Raw genomic sequence first — 18,533 nt, forward strand, 5'->3', positions numbered from 1 at the left:
GGTGGCCGCCCCTTTGGTGTCACTGTGCCTCGTACGTCATCCTGAGACGTACGGACGACCAGGTCACTTACCCTTGGCCGCTTCCTTGAGCTTGGAGCCCGCGGACACCTTCACGCTGTAGCCGGCCGGGATCTGGATGGGCTCGCCGGTCTGCGGGTTGCGGGCGGTGCGAGCGGCACGGTGAGTGCGCTCGAAGGTCAGGAAGCCGGGGATGGTGACCTTCTCGTCCCCCTTGGAGACGATGTCGCCGACCACGTCGGCGAACGCGGCCAGCACGGCGTCGGCGTCCTTGCGGGTCACCTCGGCGCGGTCGGCCAGCGCGGCCACCAGCTCACTGCGGTTCATGTTGTTACTCCCGTGTTCATCTTGCCGTTGAGGCGTCGGATCGAAGCCGATGCTGCCAGGGTCCTCCGTGAGTCCCCGGACCCGGGTCCGTCGCCAGACCCTCGCGCCCAGGGACGCATCCTGCCTCTACCTGCGGCGGGAAAGCCAATCCGGCACCCGCAGGAGTCGTGAGAACACCCTTGGGAGTCACACGAAAAGAGGGCCTGAGCCTGGCCGACACGATAGAGGGCGGCCCAAGGGGTCGGGTTCCCCGACGCGCCGTTGCCAGGCCAGTCGTGGCAATCCTCACAGCCGTCGACAGGGCTGCCGCCCTACGGCTGCGAGGTCATCGCCGTCGCGCCGGCCGCCTTCGCGGCCTCCCGGACCGCCCCGGCGACCGCGCCCGCGACCTTGTCGTTGAAGACGCTCGGGATGATGTAGTTCGGGTTCAGCTCGTCCTCGGTCACCACGTCCGCGAGGGCGGTCGCGGCGGCCAGCATCATCTCGGTGTTGACGGTGCGGGACTGGGCGTCCAGCAGACCGCGGAAGACACCCGGGAAGACCAGCACGTTGTTGATCTGGTTCGGGAAGTCGGAACGGCCGGTGGCCACAACGGCCGCGGTCTGGCGGGCGATTGCCGGGTCGACCTCGGGGTCCGGGTTCGCGAGCGCGAACACGATGGCACCCTCGGCCATGGCGGCCACGTCGTCGCCGTCGAGGACGTTCGGGGCCGAGACGCCGATGAAGACGTCGGCGCCGCGCACGGCCTCCTTGAGCGTGCCGGTCAGGCCCTCGGGGTTGGTGTTGTCGGCGATCCAGCGCAGCGCCGAGTCCGGGGCGGCGTCGACCAGGTCCTCGCGGCCCGCGTGCACGACGCCGTGGATGTCGGCGACGACGGCGTTCTTGACGCCTGCGGCCAGCAGCAGCTTCAGGATGGCCGTACCGGCGGCGCCGGCGCCGGACATGACGACGCGGATGTTCTCTATCGCCTTGCCCGCGACGCGAAGTGCGTTAGTGAGGGCGGCGAGGACGACGATCGCGGTGCCGTGCTGGTCGTCGTGGAAGACGGGGATGTCGAGGGCCTCGCGCAGCCGGGCCTCGATCTCGAAGCAGCGGGGGGCGGAGATGTCCTCCAGGTTGATGCCGGCGAAGCCCGGGGCGATCGCCTTGACGATCTCGACGATCGCGTCGGTGTCCTGGGTGTCGAGGCAGATCGGCCAGGCGTCGATGCCGGCGAACCGCTTGAAGAGGGCCGCCTTGCCCTCCATGACGGGCAGCGCGGCCTTCGGGCCGATGTTGCCCAGGCCCAGCACGGCGGAGCCGTCCGTCACGACCGCAACGGAGTTGCGCTTGATGGTGAGACGGCGGGCGTCCTCGGGGTTCTCGGCGATCGCCATGCAGACGCGGGCCACGCCCGGCGTGTAGACCATGGACAGGTCGTCACGGTTGCGGATGGGGTGCTTCGACGCCATCTCGATCTTGCCGCCGAGGTGCATGAGGAAGGTCCGGTCCGAGACCTTGCCCAGCGTGACGCCCTCGATGCCGCGGAGTTCCTCGACGATCTCGTCCGCGTGCGCGGTCGACGAGGCCGCGATGGTGACGTCGATACGGAGCTTCTCGTGACCGGATGCGGTGACGTCGAGGCCGGTCACCGAGCCTCCGGAGGACTCCACGGCGGTGGTGAGCTGCGAGACGGCGGTTCCGCTCGCGGGCACCTCCAGCCGGACCGTCATCGAGTAGGAGACGCTGGGCGCCGTTGCCATGGCCGACTTCCTCTGCTTTCACCTGACGCTGAGTTGTGCCGTCCGATCGTCGCACCTACCGCTGAGTAGCAGGTAGCCGCCCTCGATTGCGAACGTTTTGTTCGCGGAACAGGCCAGCAAAAAGAGACCCACGTCACGTATGGACGTGGGTCTCTTATGAAGTAGGTGGCACCGACCCGCCATGCTCGCCTCGCGGCAAGTGGTCGCTCGTAGCGACGATGGTTGGGCCCGGGGGCTTGGATCGAGCCGGTGCCACGTCCAGGCTAACAAACAGATCCCGTAAGGCCATTCCTGTACCGGGAGTTCATTTCGCCGACAAGTGGGTATCCGGGTGCGGTCCGTCCAAAAGGAGGGATCAGTCCCTGAGCAGGTCCGGTACTCCCGTCGCGTCGGGCTCGTCCCGCTCGGCCGAGACGACCGTGAGTTGCTGGGTGGCCCGGGTCAGTGCGACGTAGAGCACACGCAGGCCGGCCGGGGACTCGTCGGCGATCTCCGCCGGGGAGACCACGACCGTCGCGTCGTACTCCAGGCCCTTCGCCTCCAGGCTGCCGAGTGCCACGACCCGGTCGCCGAGTCCGGCGAGCCAGCGGCGGGCCTCCTCGCGGCGCTGCATGGCGACGACCACACCGACCGTGCCGTCAACGCGCTCCAGCAGCCGGGCCGCCTCGGCGCGGACGGTTTCGGCCAACGTGTCGTCCACGACGGTGAAGCGGGGCTCGACGCCGGTGGAGCGGACCGCCTTCGGGGACGCGGAGCCCGGCATGGCGAGGGCCAGCACCTTCGAGGCGAGCTCGGCGATCTCGGCCGGGTTGCGGTAGTTCACGGTGAGCTCGAAGCGGCGGCGCGGGCGGGTGCCGAGGGCCTCGTCGCGGGCCTGGGCGGCCTCGTCCGGGTCGGACCAGGAGGACTGGGCCGGGTCGCCGACGACCGTCCAGGTGGCGTGCCGGCCGCGGCGGCCGATCATGCGCCACTGCATGGGCGTGACGTCCTGGGCCTCGTCGACGATGACGTGCGCGTACTCGGTGCGCTCCTGCGCGAGGCGCTCGGCGCGCTCGCGCTGGGACTCCTCGCGCACCGGCATCAGCTCCTCCAGGCCGGTGAGCTGGTCCAGCGGGTCGAGTTCGCGCCTCTTCCGGGGGCGGGCCGGGGCCCCGAGGATCGCCTGGAGCTCGTCGAGCATCGCGATGTCGTGCGCCGAGTGGCCGTCGCGCCTGAGGGAGCGGGCGACCTTGCGGATCTCGCCGGGGTTGAGGATCCGCCGGGCCCAGCGGCCGAGGCGCCGCTCGTCGGCCATGGCGTCCAGGACGGCCGCCGGGGTCAGCTCGGGCCACCAGGCGTCGAGGAATGCGATGAAGGCATCCTCGGAGGTGATGTCCTCGTCGAAGGAGGAGCGCAGCTCGGCGGCGAGCTCCGGGTCGGTGTGGCGGCCCGCCGCGCCGGACTGCTCCCACAGGGCGTCCAGGAGCAGCTTGCGGGCGCGGGGGCGCAGCAGGTTCACGGGGGCGGTGCCACCGAGGGCGGCGCGGCGGATGTCCGCCAGCTGCTCGGCCTCCAGTTCCAGGCGGCGGCCGAAGGCGACCACGCGCAGCCGGGCCGGTGAATCGTTCAGCTCCAGGGCTCCGCGCGCGGCCTTGCGCAGCACCTTGAGCATGCGGGACGAGCCCTTGGCGCGGGCCACGGACGGGGAGTCGTAGAGCGTGGCCCCGGCGCCGTCGACGAGGGAGCCGATGGCGCGGATGGCGACCTGGCCCTCCTCGCCGAGGGAGGGCAGCACACCCTCGGTGTAGGCGACGAGCAGCGGGGTCGGCGAGACGATCAGGATGCCGCCCGCGTACCGGCGGCGGTCCTGGTAGAGGAGGTAGGCCGCGCGGTGCAGGGCGACGGCGGTCTTGCCGGTGCCGGGGCCGCCCTCGACGTAGGTCACGGAGGCGGCGGGGGCGCGGATGACCAGGTCCTGCTCGGCCTGGATCGAGGCGACGATGTCGCGCATGGTGTGGCTGCGGGCCTGGCCGAGCGCGGCCATCAGGGCGCCGTCGCCGATGACGGGCAGCTCGTCCCCGTCGAGATAGGCCTTCAGCTCGGGGCGCATCAGGTCGTCCTCGACGCCGAGGACCTTGCGGCCCTTGGAGCGGATGACCCGGCGGCGGACGACCCGGCCGGGGTCGACCGGGGTGGAGCGGTAGAAGGGTGCGGCGGCCGGGGCGCGCCAGTCGATGACCAGCGGGGCGTAGTCCTGGTCGAGGACGCCGATGCGGCCGATGTGCAAGGTCTCGGCGATGTCGGCGGTGTTGTCCTCGCGGACCGCGCCCTCGGCGGGCTCGATGGCGGTGTACGCGCCGTCCGGTCCCTTCTTGCCGTCCCTGCCGAGCAGCAGGTCGATACGGCCGAAGAGGAAGTCCTCGAACTCGTTGTTGAGCCTGTTGAGGTGGATGCCCGCGCGGAAGACCTGGGCATCCCGCTCGGCGAGCGCGCCGGGCGTGCCGACCTGGCCGCGCCGGGCCGCGTCGTTCATGAGGAACTCCGCCTCGTGGATCTTCTCCTCGAGGCGGCGGTACACCCGGTCCAGGTGTTCCTGTTCGACGCCGATCTCTCTGTCTCTCAGGGAGTCGAGCGCGGTTTCCTGTGGAGCCTGAGCGGCCACCGGGCCCCCTTCTGACGTGCTGGGCAGCCGTCCACCGTACGCGAAGGGGACCCGGTAAGGCTACGCGTCGACCTCGACCAGCCGCTTGCCGTCGAAGGTCACTACCTCGAAATGGTCGATCTCGTTCGGCTCGAAGGCGGCGCCGCCCTGGACGTACAGCGGCTCCTTGGCCTTTTCCGACGTGGCGTCCGGGAGGCCGTAGCCCCATTCCGGGACGGACCAGGAGGACAGGGTCTCCCGCTCGCCGTTCTTGCCGACGGCGACCAGGGCGCACTTCAGCGGGCCCTTGACGTTCTTCAGCTCCGTGACAGTTCCGGTGCCCCAGTCCTTCTTCTGGAGGGCGACCGTCGCGGTGACCTTGGTGGTCGGGTCGGTGGCCGTGATCTTGTCGGAGATGCCGTCGAAGGCCGCTTTGGCGGGGCTGGCCGCGAGGGGACGGTTCTCCGCGCCGCCGCCGTCACCGCCGCTGTTCGTCGCGACCGCGACGAACGGGCCGCCGATGATCAGCGCGCCGGCCGCGGCCACCATGTAGAAGCTGCGGCGGCGCTTCTGGGCGCGGCGGTCGGCGACCTCGTCGACCAGCTTCTCCACCAGGCGCGGCCGGGGCTTCGCGGACAGCGACTCGCCGATCGCGGGTGTGCCGGAGCCGGGCAGGTCGGCGAGGGCGGCGAGCATCGGCTCCATGCCGGCCAGCTCGTCGAGCTGCTGAGCGCACCACTCGCAGGTCGCGAGGTGGGCTTCGAAAGCGGTTGCTTCGGCGTCGTCGAGGATGCCGAGAGCGTAGGCGCCGACGGTCTCGTGCTCGTTCGGCACCGGAGATCCCTGCATGGGTCCAGACATACCCATGCCTCCCGTACCGAATCCCTGGTTTCCCCCGTAAACACTCATCACGCCGTCACCCCCCGCTCCTCCAGTGCCAGCTTCATGGAACGGAGAGCGTAGAAGACTCTGGAGCGGACGGTTCCGCTGGGTATGCCCAGGGTCTCGGCCGCCTCATTGACGGTACGCCCCTTGAAATACGTCTCGACGAGCACCTCCCGGTGGGCGGGGGTCAGGTCGTCGAGTGCGTCCGAGAGAGTCATCAGCCACAGCGCCTTGTCGATCTCGTCCTCCGCGGGGATGACCTCCAGCGGCGACGGGTCGACCTCCTGCGGCCGGGCCTGCCGGCTGCGGTGGCCGTCGATGACGATGCGCCGGGCGACCGTCACCAGCCAGGGGCGTACCGATCCGGTCGCACGGTTGAGCTGACCGGCGTTCTTCCAGGCACGGATGAGTGTCTCCTGCACGACGTCCTCGGCGCGCTGCCGGTCTCCGGCGACCAGGCGCAGGACGTACGCAAGCAGGGGTCCGGCGTGTTCGCGGTAGAGCGCACGCATCAGCTCCTCGTCGGGTTCCGAGGGCTGGGACATGCGATGTCGGGCCCTCGGTGCACGTTCATTGGCCACGACGGAATCCTTGCGCACGCCCACCTCCGGTGTCCGGGGGTTCCCCCAGTCGGTCGCTCCACATGCCGTACGGACGCGAGCCGTTGGGTGTTCAAAGAGACGTGACAGATTTCTTCGGAGTGACGTGACGAGGGGGACATGAGAGCACATTCCCACCCCGCGTTCTTTACATTTCCGCCACATCGACCAGATCAAGCCAGGCCTTCCCTACGGGTGCGTAGGTAAACGACGTGTAATCGAAATCACTTCGACAGTGCATCCACAGAAGTCGCATTTAGGACAGGGAAATTGAATGCAGCGCCCATCCAACAGCCTTGCCGCGCAGGGCAAAAGGGACTTAAGCGCGGGTGAGTGCCGCGCGGCGGCGATGCCGGGCGACCCGTTCGCGGTTCCCGCAGACCTCACTGGAGCACCAGCGCCTCCTGCGTCCCCGGGAGGTGTCGAGGTACACGATCGGGCAGTTGTCGCCCTCGCACTGGCGCAGGGCCGCGCGGGCGACGGGGTCGGTCAGCAGCTCCACGGCGTCCCGCGCGACGGCCGCGAGCAGGGCGGGACAGCCGGGCGGGCCGTCCAACCGCCGTACGAGCTCGCCCTCTGAGCCGCGGACGGCGCGCGGGGCGGGGGGCGCGGTACGCGCGAGGTCGTTGACGCGCGCGAGCGCGAAGTCGTACCCCCGGGCTCCGGATCCCGGCCAGCCGCGCACCAACCGGTCGATCTGGCCGCGCAGTTCGCGGAAGGCGGCAGGCCAGGTGGCGTCGGCGTGAGCCAGGGCGGTGTCCGCCGGGACGAGCCCGGAGCCGGTGATCCAGGCGCGCAGCACGTCCACGGAGTCCAGCCGTTCCTCCGGATGCGTGGTGGAGAGCAGATCGAGGCAGATCCGTCCGGCATCGAACCGCAGCTCGTACGGGGCCGTGGCCGTACCCAGTGCCATGTGCCTGTCACCGCCTAGGGGTGCACCCCGGTCGCGAAGGGCTCGGTGGGGTGCCAGTGAGAGGGCTGGGAAACCGTTCCCTCTTACAGTGCCTGCCCACTGCGACGCCGGAAACCCCTCGCACGGGCCGGTCGTCAGGGGCGGCTTCGCCCGGGCGCGGGTTCCGGCCATGGCGCGCGCCAGGTTGAGCGGCCCCGGTCGCGCGGTGGGCGTCAGCCTGGCGGTATTTCGCTCAACTCGCGGACGTTGTCACGCGTCCGCGTACTTCACGAACGCGGTCACGCGTCCGCGTACTTCGTGTCCGCTGCCGGGTCCAGGGCGAGGCGGTAGCCCCGTTTGACCACCGTCTGGATCAGTTTCGGCGTGCCGAGGGCCGTGCGGAGGCGGGCCATGGCCGTTTCGACCGCGTGTTCGTCGCGGCCGGAGCCGGGCAGGGCACGGAGGAGTTCCGCGCGGGCGACCACCCAGCCGGGGCGGCGGGAGAGGGCGCGCAGGAGGGACATGCCGGCGGGCGGCACGGGCTTGAGGTCGCCGTCCACCAGGACGGCGTGCCCGCGGATCTCCACCCGGTGCCCGGCGATCGGCAGCGCGCGTGCCCGGCCGGGCAGTTCCTTGCAGAGGAGCTGGACGAGGGGGCCGAGCCGGAAGCGTTCGGGCTGGATCGTGTCAATGCCGCGGGACTGCAGCGGCAGGGCGGTGACCGGGCCGACGCAGGCCGACAGTACGTCGTGGCTCATGGCCTCCAGTACCTCGGGAAGCATCCCGCGCTCCTCCGCCCGGGAGAGCAGGGAGGCCGCGGCCGGGGCGCTGGTGAAGGTCAGTGCGTCCACGCCCCGGGAGACCGTGGCGTCCAGGAGGCGGTCCACCGGGGCGATGTCCTCCGGCGGCATCCACCGGTAGACGGGCACGCCCACGACCTCGGCCCCGCCCTCCCGCAGCGCCTCCACGAACCCGGGCAGCGGCTCACCGTGCAGCTGGATGGCGATCCGCTGCCCGTCGACGCCCTCCTCCAGCAGCCGGTCGAGCACCTCCGCCATGGACTCCGACGACGGCGACCACTCCTCCGTCAGTCCGGCGGCCCGGACCGCGCCCTTCACCTTGGGGCCGCGCGCCAGGATCCGTACGCCGCCGAGCCGGGACAGCAGACCGTCGCCGAGCCCCCAGCCGTCGGCGGCCTCGACCCAGCCCCGGAAACCGATCGCGGTCGTGGCGACCACGATGTCCGGCACCTGGCGGATGAGCTCCTTCGTCGCGGCCAGCAGCTCGCTGTCGTCGGCGAGCTGCACGATCCGCAGGGCAGGGGCGTGCAGAACGGCGGCACCGCGCCGCTGTAGCAGCGTGCCCAGCTCGTCGGCTCGGCGCGCGGCCGTCACGCCCACGGTGAAACCCGCCAGGGGCCCGTGGTCCGGTCGCTGTTCTTCCTCGTACATGGCTCTCGTCCCGCACTCGAGTCGTCGTACTTATGGGTACGGCGTACCTACATGCCGATCGAGCCTGTCAACGGCTCGTGACAGGCCCGGATCGGCATGATGTCGACGGTGTTACGTCACACCTTGGCGTAGCTGAGCTGCGGCTCCGCCTCCGAGGTCGCCGTCGTGGCGGGTACCCGGGGTGCCGTACGGCGAAGGTATACGGCCCAGGTGACCGCGAAGCAGACCGCGTAGAAGGCGAGGAAGGCGACGAAGGCGCCGGTGCCGGAGCCGTAGGAGATGAAGGACTGGCGGAAGGCGAGGTTGATGCCGACGCCGCCGAGCGCGCCCACCGCGCCGATGAGTCCCATGGAGGCGCCGGAGAGGCGACGCCCGTAGGCAGCGGCCGCTTCACCCTCAAGTCCCTTGGCGAGGGCCTTGTTCTGGAAGATGCCCGGGATCATCTTGAACGTCGAGCCGTTGCCGAGTCCGCTGAGCACGAACAGCACCACGAACGCCACGGTGAACAGCGCCAGCGACTTCTCCATCGAGGCACCGATCAGGATCGCCGTCGCGACGCCCATGCCGACGTAGTTCCACAGGCTGATCTTCGCGCCGCCGTACTTGTCGGCCAGCCAGCCGCCCAGGGGCCGGATCAGCGAGCCGAGGAGCGGACCGATGAAGGTGACGTACGCCGCCTCCAGCGGGGTGCGTCCGAACTGGTTCTGGAGGACCTGCCCGAAGGCGAAGCTGTATCCGATGAACGATCCGAACGTGCCGATGTAGAGGAAGGACATGATCCACGTGTGGCCGTCACGCGCGGCGTCCTTGGCGGCACCGGTGTCGTTCTTCACGTTCTCGATGTTGTCCATGAAGAGCGCGGCCATGACGGCGGCTACGAGGATCAGCGGGATGTAGATCCCGAGCAGCACCCGCGGCCCGCCGCCGGCGCCGATGATCCCGAGCGCGGTCAGTTGGATCACCGGTACGCCGATGTTGCCGCCGCCCGCGTTCAGGCCGAGGGCCCAGCCCTTCTTCCGCAGCGGGAAGAAGGCGTTGATGTTGGTCATGGAGGAGGCGAAGTTGCCGCCACCGATGCCGGCCAGCAGGCCGACGAGCAGGAACGTGGAGAAGGAGGTGCCCGGCTCCATCACGGTGAACGCGGCGACGGTCGGGACGAGGAGGAGGCCGGCGGAGATGATCGTCCAGTTCCGGCCGCCGAAGATCGCTACGGCGAACGTGTAGGGGACGCGGACGACGGCGCCGACGAGCGTGACCATCGAGGTCAGCATGAACTTGTCGGCCGGGGTCAGTCCGTACTCCGGGCCCATGAAGAGGACCAGCACGGACCACAGGGTCCAGATCGAGAAGCCGATGTGCTCGGAGAGTACGGAGAAGAAGAGGTTCCGGCGGGCGACCTTCTCCCCGGTCTCCTTCCAGAAGGTCTCGTTTTCCGGATCCCAGTGCTGGATCCAGCGTCCGCCCCTGCTCGGGGGTGCGGGTGCCGTGCCAGGGCCTGTCATGACGCCTCCACTTGCTCCGGGACTCGGTCGTTCCATGAGTGCTGATCCCGAAGGTAGGGAGGACGCGTTTCGTGACTGTGCCAGCGGGTGACCGCGAGGGAACTTTGCTCTCACCCCGGCCTTGGGCGGGATGAGAGGTTCGGTGGCATTGTGTCAGCGTTGCGGGGGCTGCCAGTGGGGGCTCTGCTGAGGATACGGCTGGTTGTAGGGGCCGGGGGTCTGAGCACCGTACGGGCCCGGCGCGGGCTGGGCGGGGTACGGGCCGGGGGCCGGCTGACCAGGGTACGGGCCGGAGGCCGGCTGGGCTCCGTACGGCCCCGGCGCCGGCTGGGCGTACGGCCCCGGCGCCTGCTGTCCGTAGCCCGCGGGGGCGCCCGCGGCCGGGGTGGGCATCCCGCCGGGCGGGCCCGGCACCCCGGGCGGCTGACCCGGCGCACCCGCGTAACCCGGAGCCCCGGCCCCCGGGCCGCCGCCGTACGGCCCGCCTCCGAAGGGATTGCCGTGTCCCGGCATCGGCTGCCCCGGCGGCAGATACCGCACCCGCCCGTTCTCATCGGTCACCGGCATGAAGCCGGCCGCCTGCAACCTGGCGGCGAACTTCGTGTTGCGCTTGCGCGTGACCAGCAGCCCGATGCCGAGGAGCGCCATGAGCAGCAGCCACACCACGCCCGTCGCGGCGAAGTCGAAGGACTCACCGCCGGCGCGGAAGGCGAGAACCACGCAGCCGAGGGTGACGCCGAGGGCCGCGTAGCCCATGCGCTTCTCGGCGTTCTTGCCGGTGAGGTCGAAGTTGATGCGGGCCTTGAGGAGCTCGAAGGCGTCCGGCACGAGCGGCGGGAGGGAGACGCCGTCGCCGGCGCCCGGGTACTGCGCCCAGTTCTGTGCGGCCCGGGCCCGGGCCTGCGGGCTGGGGTCGGGCAGGATCAGCATGGTGAGCGCGCCGCTGCGGCCGGTGCTCTGCCGGACGTCCGCGTACTCGTAGCCGAACTGCTGGGCGACGCAGGCCAGCCGGGCGAGTTTCTTCACGGACGCCATCGGGCTGGTGAGCTCGACCGGTTCTCCGCTCGCCATCAGCCGCAGCATCTTCTGTGTCTGCCGCTTACTCATCCCCACGCTCCCCCGGCCACCCACTGGGCACAGTTGTTCACATGCGCAACTCAGGCAGTTTTCCACACCGGGAAAGCCCGGGGGAACGGGGTCCCGTTATCCTCCAGCGGACCCCACACGGGAAGGGGAGAGTCCATGTCCGCTGAGTCGGGGGCCGGGCGGCCGGAGGCGCAGCGCCCGCGGCGCTCCTTTGCCGGAAACGTCGCCTTCGGAGCGGGAACGCTCCTCGCGGTGGCGACGGCGACGCTCGGCGCGTTCGCGGCCGTGGCCCTGCTGGGCAGGGCGGTGGACGCGGCCCCGCTGTCGAGCGTGGTGCCCGAGGACGGGCACCACGCCCTGGTGGTGGGAGGCATCGGGGTCGGCGGGCTGACCGGGCTGATGCTGCCGGTGATCTTCTTCGGCATGGTGCGGGGGACCGAGGCCACGCCCCGGGGCGGCCCGGGTGCCGCGGCGCGCAAGGTGCTGGCCGTGCTGGTGTTCGACGTCTGGCTGCTGGTCGTGGCGTTGCTCGTCGCCCAGCTGGGGTGGTTCCTCCCGGCTCAGATCACCACCGTCGTCGCCGTCTTCGCCGTCGGGTTCGGCTGGATGCCGCTCGCGATGGTCCCTCGGGAGCGGTTCGGTTTCGGCGATGGCCGCTCATCATCCGCCCTCGCCGATGCCGGGCCGGCTTAGCCGCCGGGTGCCGGTCGCCTCCGGCTCCCTCGGGCCCTGACCCGAGGCGCACTGTTCGGCCACAACCGGGGTTTGCGCTTCGCCGCGACGTCCTCGACCCAGCCGAACGCCAGGATCGCTACGCCGATCAGGGGCCAGACCAGGACGAACATCCAGATCGTGTACGTGGTGTCCAGGGCGGACACCGCGCCGTCGCTCTGGAGGAACGGCAGTTCGTAGAGCAGGTCGAGGATCGGGATCGTGGCCATGATGAGGAGGTTGTGCCAGAGGTAGATCGTGACGGCGCGGTTGTTGGAGAGGGTCACGAGCGTGTCCCACCTGGCCAGACGGCCCGGGAGTTCGCGCCAGGACGGGGAGTACTGGAGCAGGATCACCACGAAGCCGAAGGACCAGGCCGCCTGGGCCAGCGGGATGTCGTTCAGGTCCCAGCCGTCGGGGCCCAGGTGGCCGGAGGCCCACCACAGGCCGAAGGCCATCAGCAGGGCCGCGCAGGAGATCGACAGGTAGCGGGGGATCTGCTTGAGCAGGCCCTCGTGATGGGCGAAGCCCAGGATCCAGCAGCCGCCGTAGACCGCGAAGTCCGTCACCGCGTTGCCCGTCTCACCGGGGATCTTCACCAGGCCCGTACCGACGACCGCCGTGAGGCCCAGAGGTGCCAGCAGCGTCGGCCACGGTGCCCGGCGGAACGCCCACAGCAGCAGCGGCGAGGCGATGACGAACCAGAGGTAGGCCCGCAGGTACCACAGCGGGCCGGCCGCCTGCACCGCCCAGGTGTCCTCCAGCAGGCCGGACTTGGCGCCGAGGTGCCAGGGGAAGGGCGGGGCGCCGACGGGGAAGACGTAGTTGAACAGGTCGATCAGGCCCCAGGTGCCGCCGTGTCCCGGGTCCTTCAGCGGGTTCCAGCCGCCCGCGAACATCATCGCGAGCACCACCGCGCTGAACGCCCAGAGCGGGGGCAGGAGCCGGCGGATCCGGCCCCGGATCACCTCGAGCGCCGGGCGGTTCAGCGAGCGCGCCATCAGGGCGCCCGCCAGTGCGAACATCACGCCCATCGACGGGAACAGCACCGTCAGCCACGCCCAGCCGAACAGGTGGTACACGACGACGCGGACCAGGGCGATCGAGCGCAGCAGGTCCAGGTAGCGGTCGCGGCCGCCGCCCTGGCGCGGCGCCGCCTCGGGGGCGGTTTCGCCCGTGGCCGCGGGGTCCGTCGTGCGCTGCTGCGGGATGCCGTACGACGGCGGCCCCGGCATGCCGGACGCCGCCGACGACGTGGGGATCGGGTTTCCGTGGGTCATGCCACCGGCCTCCGCTCGCCGCTGCTCTGGGACCGCTGACGTGGTACGGGGGCGCCGCCGGGCGCGTCGACCACACCGGTGCGCCGCAGCTTCTGCCAGCGCAGCCGGCCGCCGGTCAGGGCGGTGATCCAGGACTGGAGCAGGACGACATACATGAGCTGTCGGTAGAGGATCTGCTGCAAGGGCAGGGAGACGAGGTGCGTCATGCGCTCACGGTCGAGCCGGAAGGCGTAGGCCGCGCAGACCGCCTGGATCGCCAGGACGCCGAGCCACGCGATGATCGTCTTCTGGGTCGGGCCGAACACGAGGCCGTAGACGAGGAACACGTCGATCAGCGGGGCCAGCAGGGGAGCCACGACCATGAAGAGGGACACCAGGGGCAGGCCCACGCGGCCGAAGCGGCCCGAGGCGCCCTTGTCGACCAGGGCCCGGCGGTGCTTCCAGATGGCCTGCATGGTGCCGTACGACCAGCGGTAGCGCTGGGACCACAGCTGCTGGACCGTCTCGGGCGCCTCGGTCCAGGCACGGGCGTTCTCCGCGTAGACCACCCGCCAGCCGTCGCGGTGCAGGGCCATGGTGATGTCGGTGTCCTCGGCGAGCGTGTCGTCGCTCATGCCGCCGACCCGTTCCAGCGCGCTGCGGCGGAAGGCTCCGACCGCGCCGGGGATCGTCGGCATGCAGTGCAGGACGTCGTACATCCGGCGGTCGAGGTTGAAGCCCATCACGTATTCGATGTGCTGCCAGGCGCCGATGAGGGTGTCCTTGTTGCCGACCTTGGCGTTGCCCGCGACCGCGCCCACGCGCGGGTCGCCGAAGGGCTGCACCAGTTCGCGCACGGTGGACGGTTCGAAGACCGTGTCGCCGTCCATCATCACGATCAGGTCGTAGCGGGCGTTGGCCACACCGCGGTTGAGCGCGGCCGGCTTGCCCGCGTTGAGCTGGCGGACCACCCGGACGTTGGGCAAGCCCATGGCCTCGACGATCCGGGCCGTGCCGTCGGAGGAGCCGTCGTCGATGACGAGGACCTCGATGGGGTGGTCACTGGCGGCGAGGGAACGGACCGTGTTCTCGATGCACTTGGCCTCGTTGTACGCCGGGACCAGGACCGACACCGGTTCGGTGATCGGCGGCCCCCAGCTGAAGCCGCGGCGGCGCACCCGGCGTGCGTGCAGCCCGGAGAGCAGCAGCATCAGAACGAAGCGGCCGATGACGAGGGTGCCGACGATCGCGAGGCCGACCACCAGCCCGTCGGTGAGGTGCTCCGAGGCCTGCACCAGGAAGATCCACGCCTCGCCCTTCCACTGCTCGAGGCCGGTGACCCGGGAGTGCGCGCTCGGGGCGTCGAGGGCCTCGGTGAGGTTGTGGAACTCGTAGCCCTGCTCGCGCAGGTCGGGCAGCATGCGGTCCAGTGCCGCGACGGTCTGGTGACGGTCGCCGCCGGAGTCGTGCATCAGGACGATGGCGCCCTTGCCGCCCTTGGGCGTGGCCTTGCGGATGATCTCCTCGACGCCGGGCTTGCGCCAGTCCTCGCTGTCGGTGTTGTTGACGACGGTGATGTAGCCGCGGTCGCCGATGTACTCGGTCACCGGCCAGGACATGTTGTCCATGGCGCCGGCGAAGGAGGAGTACGGCGGCCGGAAGAGAGAGGTGCGGATGCCCGCCGCGCCCGAGATAGCGAGCTGGTTCTGGGACAGCTCCCAGTCGATGCGCTTCTTGGACTGGTAGGACAGGTCGGGGTGGTTGAAGGTGTGCAGACCGACCTCGTGGCCTTCGGCGACCATGCGCCGGACCAGGTCCGGGTGGCGCGAGGCCATGGTGCCGGTGACGAAGAAGACCGCGTGCGCGTCGTGCTTCCTCAGGACGTCCAGGACCTTCGGCGTCCAGACCGGGTCCGGGCCGTCGTCGAAGGTGAGGACCAGGCGGCGGTCGGGCAGGCGCAGGCTCTCCGTGCGGCCGCTGCGGGTGTCGATGACGGGCCCGCCTCGCATGATCTTCTCCGGCACCTGGTCGGTGGCGGCGGGCGGCCGGACCCGGTGGTCGGCGAGGATCTCGCTGTGCACGTAGCCGCGCAGCATGAGCATCGCCATCAGCGCGACGAGGACGAGCAGGGGCAGCAGCAGGCGCAGGGGCAGGCGGCGCCTGGAGCCGCCGCGGGCTCGGGGAGCGGGCCCGGAACGTCGGGTATGGGATGCCATGGGTGGTGGTACTCCGGGGTGGTGCGGGGACGAAGTGCTGCGGGGACGAGGTGGTGCGGGGACGTGGCCGGCGTGCTCCGCGGCGTCATCGGGCCCCTCCGCTCCAGCGGGACCGGGAGCTCGGGGCCTGAGGTCTGGGACGCCTGAGCGCCCTTCCCCCGGGTGTCACCTGGAGGGCGGACGCGGCGGGCGCCGCCCTCGCGACCGGATCTAGGCGGCGGGCGGCTGCGCGGCGGGCGGCTGGGCGACGGGCTGCGTCTCGGGCGGGCCTTCGGCGACCGTTTCGGTGCCGCCGCTGTCGTCGGCGCCCGTGGGCTCGGTCGGTTCTGGCGTGGGCTCGACCGTCGGCGTCGGGTCGGTCGCCGGCGTGGTCGGCGGGTCCGCCGGCTCGGTCGGGGTCGGTTCGGTTACGCCCTTCCCCGGGGCCGGTGTGGTCGGGGTCGCCGTCGGCGAGGGCCTGGCGGTCGTACCGGAACGGCCCGGGCTCGCGGAGGCCGCAGGTTCGAGGGCGGTGGAGCCCGGCGCAGGTGCCGTGGCCTCGTCGGTCGTCGGCGCGCTGCCCGGGGCGGTGGCGCCCGTGTCACCGGCCGGTGCCGACTCCGTGGGCTGCGACGGGGTGTCGACCTGCCCGGCCGGCTGGCCCTCCTGCTGGCCCGGCACGGGCAGCCAGGGCGCGTTGGAGTTGCCCGACAGCAGCGTGGCGACGATGACGACGGCGTAGACCCCGCAGGCCAGGGCGATGGCTATGCCGATCCGGCGGAGGCGACGGCTGCGGCGACCGGACTCGTCCACGAAGACGGGCCGGTCGGCGGTGCTCGCGCCGGTGTCTTCCTCGACCTGCCGCACGAACCCGTCCCCGAGCTGAACGGCGTCGAGCTGGACGGTGACCTCGTGCGGGTCGTGAGTGTGCGCGGCGAGGGTCCCGGCCCGGACGTGCCCGACCGGGTCGGCGTCCTCCTGCCAGGGGTCGCGGACGGCCGGCAGGGTTCCGGAATCCGCGGCGAACGAGTCGGCCTCGCCCTCGCTCTGCCGGGGAATGCCGCGCAGTATCTCCGTCAGCTCCGTCCCGGCGGGCGGGCGGGTGCCCGTCACCTGGACGTCGCCGCCGGCGAAGACCTGCGTGCCTCTCCGGTCCCGGGCTCTGCCGTCCGCGAGGAGTTCACCGGTCGCCGTTGCGACCTCGGGCCATTCGGGTTGGGCGTCTTCTCGCCACGGTTTCACACGCACGCACTTCCCCCCACGGGATGGTTCAGGTGCGCGTACGACCTGAGCACTCGTCGTCCGGACCGGGTCCCCAACCCGTCCAGAGCGCCCCCCATTACCACACCGTGCTCAGGCGTCGAATGTAGCGCACGCGGAGGTTGTGTGCGGACCACGTGCGGAATCGTGTCAGCGGTGAGACACCATGAGGACATCATCGGTGGCCGGAACCCACCCCCCGGCGGGCCTCCGCAGCCACCCCTCCTCACGCGCGAGCAGCGCCGCCGCCCGTCGCAGCGCGTCGAGCGCGGGGTGCCTCAGGCCCTTGCGCCACACCAGCGACACGGGGGAGAGCGGCACGGGATCGACCAGAGGACGTGACACCGTCGTCGGCAGGGCCGGGAACCCCACGACGGCCAGGACCGGGTTGCGCGTACGGGCCATGACCCGCTGGAACTCCTCCTCCCCGACGGCCAGTGGTGCCGGTGGCGCGATCTCGATGCCCCGCCCCTCGAACAGCAGCCGCGCGAGGCCGGTCCACTCCGGCGTACGGGGATTGCCGGCGCCCGCGTAGACGGTCTCGCCGGCCAGCTCGGCGAGCGGCACCTCCGCCAGCGGGGCAAGCCGGTGGTCCTCGGGCAGTACGACAGCCATCGGCTCGTACCGCACGGGCTGGTGGTCGAGCCCGGCCCGCAGCGCCGGGTCCAGCCCGGCGAACCGTCCGAACGACGCGTCCAGCCGGCCCGCGAGCAACTCCCCGGCGGCCCCGGTCAGGCCGCTCTCGTAGCGGGCCATCAGCTCATGCCCGGGGACGAGTTCACGCGCCCGGTGCAGCACGCGGCGCGGTGTGACCAGGCCCGGGGAATTGAGGTCCACCAGCAGGGGCCGGGCCTGGTCGAAGGCGGCGAGCAGTTCCTCCTGCGCCTGGAGCACGCGACGGGCGTACGGCAGCAGCCGCTCTCCGTCGGGCGTGAGCGTCACCTGCCGGGTGGTTCGCACGAACAACTCGGCACCCAGCTCCCGCTCCAGCCGCCGCACGTCCCGGCTGAGTGCCTGCTGGGCTGTGTGGAGACGTACCGCGGCACGGGTGAAGTGCAGCTCCTCGGCGACGGTGACGAAGACACGCAGGAGTCGGAGGTCGAGGTGGCCGGGCATGCCGTGAACCTACAGCGGCGGGCTTCCCGCCCACTCCCCGGCGACCTCTCAGCCCCGGCGGCCTCCTCAGGCTCCGGCCATCCGCTCAGGCCCTTCGCCCTCACCCACACGCTCACCCGGAACCGCACCATTACCCGCACCGGTCACTTCGCACCCCGGAACATCCCCACCGGAATCCCTCGACGGAACCTGCCCGAGGCGATGCCGAGGCACAGTACGCATGGGCGGACGGGTCAGCGTGATCTGGCGGACGACCTGCTGGAAGCACGCCAGCGCCGCCAGCCCGGGCAGGGCCGCAGCCGCGGTACCGAGGACGGTCCTCGGCGCCTGGGCGACACACAGCAGCACGGCGACGCACGAGAAGACCAACACCACACACCAGGAGTGCACGGCACGGCGCTGATGCAGCGCGGCCCGCAGGACGGACAGGGAGGCCACCAGCCAGGGCCCGTACACCAGCAGGGGCCACCAGGCGCCGAGGCCGCGCTCCGCGGGGGACACGCCGACCAGGCGCAGCGGGTAGTAGGCGACCATGCCGCTCAGGAGACTCACCGCGGAGGCGATGACGGCCGTCAGGGCGGCGACGAGGAAACTGGTGGCGCGGAGCACGCGCGGGACTCTGCGGGCCCGGACCTTGCGGTGGCGCCGGGGGACGTCCCGCACGGGCGGCAGTTCCTCGGTGATGTCCTGGAGCCGCCGCATGCGTTCACCCGGGGCCGGGTCCGCGGGAGCGGCCGGTGCCGCGTCACGGGAGGCGGGAATCCTCGGTTCCTGCTCCCCGAGCGCCTCCTCGAGGATGAACGCCAGTTCCTCCGCCGGGTCCCAGGTCGGGTCCGGTGGCGTCAGCGGAGTCACGTAATCCCTGGCCGG

The 18,533-nt window shown here is 71.2% G+C and carries 15 protein-coding genes; 1 reads left to right on the forward strand and 14 read right to left on the reverse strand.

Going from position 1 to position 18,533, the window contains the following annotated elements; all coding sequences use genetic code 11:
* Positions 1 to 63 precede the first annotated feature (63 nt).
* From AOQ53_RS27950 to AOQ53_RS27990, 9 genes are all read right to left on the reverse strand, one after another.
* On the reverse strand, positions 64 to 345 hold the full coding sequence (locus AOQ53_RS27950) for an HU family DNA-binding protein (RefSeq protein ID WP_003990598.1): 282 nt from the start codon (positions 343 to 345) through the stop codon (positions 64 to 66).
* A 311-nt stretch (positions 346 to 656) separates the two neighbouring features.
* Positions 657 to 2,087 carry an NAD-dependent malic enzyme gene (locus AOQ53_RS27955; RefSeq protein WP_059421425.1) on the reverse strand — a complete coding sequence of 477 codons (1,431 nt, stop codon included), beginning with the start codon at positions 2,085 to 2,087 and terminating at the stop codon, positions 657 to 659.
* Between the two features lie 355 nt (positions 2,088 to 2,442).
* Positions 2,443 to 4,728 carry a HelD family protein gene (locus AOQ53_RS27960; RefSeq protein WP_059421427.1) on the reverse strand — a complete coding sequence of 762 codons (2,286 nt, stop codon included), beginning with the start codon at positions 4,726 to 4,728 and terminating at the stop codon, positions 2,443 to 2,445.
* A gap of 60 nt (positions 4,729 to 4,788) precedes the next feature.
* Positions 4,789 to 5,616 carry an anti-sigma factor family protein gene (locus AOQ53_RS27965; RefSeq protein ID WP_330219373.1) on the reverse strand — a complete coding sequence of 276 codons (828 nt, stop codon included), beginning with the start codon at positions 5,614 to 5,616 and terminating at the stop codon, positions 4,789 to 4,791.
* Positions 5,616 to 6,137 (reverse strand): sigma-70 family RNA polymerase sigma factor, encoded by a 522-nt coding sequence (locus AOQ53_RS27970; protein ID WP_010039908.1) that lies wholly within the window; start codon positions 6,135 to 6,137, stop codon positions 5,616 to 5,618. Before AOQ53_RS27970 ends, AOQ53_RS27965 begins: the two co-directional genes overlap by 1 nt.
* A 373-nt stretch (positions 6,138 to 6,510) precedes the next feature.
* Positions 6,511 to 7,104: a CGNR zinc finger domain-containing protein gene (locus AOQ53_RS27975; protein ID WP_059421431.1), complete on the reverse strand. Its 594-nt coding sequence runs from the start codon at positions 7,102 to 7,104 to the stop codon at positions 6,511 to 6,513.
* Between the two features lie 278 nt (positions 7,105 to 7,382).
* Positions 7,383 to 8,534, reverse strand: coding sequence for a uroporphyrinogen-III synthase (locus AOQ53_RS27980; protein ID WP_059421436.1), 1,152 nt, complete (start codon positions 8,532 to 8,534; stop codon positions 7,383 to 7,385).
* A gap of 116 nt (positions 8,535 to 8,650) precedes the next feature.
* Entirely contained in the window at positions 8,651 to 10,036 is a 1,386-nt protein-coding gene (locus AOQ53_RS27985; protein WP_059421438.1) for a nitrate/nitrite transporter, read from the reverse strand.
* Between the two features lie 153 nt (positions 10,037 to 10,189).
* Positions 10,190 to 11,143, reverse strand: a complete 954-nt coding sequence (locus tag AOQ53_RS27990; RefSeq protein ID WP_059421440.1) for a hypothetical protein — start codon at positions 11,141 to 11,143, stop codon at positions 10,190 to 10,192.
* A gap of 135 nt (positions 11,144 to 11,278) precedes the next feature.
* Between AOQ53_RS27990 and AOQ53_RS27995 the strand changes: the two genes are divergently transcribed.
* Positions 11,279 to 11,815, forward strand: coding sequence for a hypothetical protein (locus AOQ53_RS27995; RefSeq protein WP_059421441.1), 537 nt, complete (start codon positions 11,279 to 11,281; stop codon positions 11,813 to 11,815).
* Here AOQ53_RS27995 and AOQ53_RS28000 read toward each other — a convergent pair.
* From AOQ53_RS28000 to AOQ53_RS28020, 5 genes are all read right to left on the reverse strand, one after another.
* Positions 11,812 to 13,113, reverse strand: a complete 1,302-nt coding sequence (locus tag AOQ53_RS28000; protein WP_059421442.1) for an acyltransferase family protein — start codon at positions 13,111 to 13,113, stop codon at positions 11,812 to 11,814. The genes AOQ53_RS27995 and AOQ53_RS28000 overlap by 4 nt on opposite strands.
* The gene (locus AOQ53_RS28005; protein ID WP_059421443.1) at positions 13,110 to 15,308 is read right to left on the reverse strand and encodes a glycosyltransferase; all 2,199 of its coding nucleotides are present in this window, start codon (positions 15,306 to 15,308) and stop codon (positions 13,110 to 13,112) included. The genes AOQ53_RS28000 and AOQ53_RS28005 overlap by 4 nt, the downstream gene beginning before the upstream one ends.
* 210 nt (positions 15,309 to 15,518) lie before the next feature.
* Positions 15,519 to 16,535: a hypothetical protein gene (locus tag AOQ53_RS28010; protein WP_236711848.1), complete on the reverse strand. Its 1,017-nt coding sequence runs from the start codon at positions 16,533 to 16,535 to the stop codon at positions 15,519 to 15,521.
* A 162-nt stretch (positions 16,536 to 16,697) separates the two neighbouring features.
* The gene (locus tag AOQ53_RS28015) at positions 16,698 to 17,663 is read right to left on the reverse strand and encodes a LysR family transcriptional regulator (RefSeq protein WP_059421444.1); all 966 of its coding nucleotides are present in this window, start codon (positions 17,661 to 17,663) and stop codon (positions 16,698 to 16,700) included.
* 66 nt (positions 17,664 to 17,729) lie between these two features.
* Positions 17,730 to 18,518, reverse strand: a complete 789-nt coding sequence (locus tag AOQ53_RS28020) for a hypothetical protein (RefSeq protein ID WP_408055195.1) — start codon at positions 18,516 to 18,518, stop codon at positions 17,730 to 17,732.
* Positions 18,519 to 18,533 lie beyond the last annotated feature (15 nt).

It is taken from the genome of Streptomyces azureus (assembly GCF_001270025.1).
In the GTDB taxonomy this organism is placed as follows: domain Bacteria; phylum Actinomycetota; class Actinomycetes; order Streptomycetales; family Streptomycetaceae; genus Streptomyces; species Streptomyces azureus.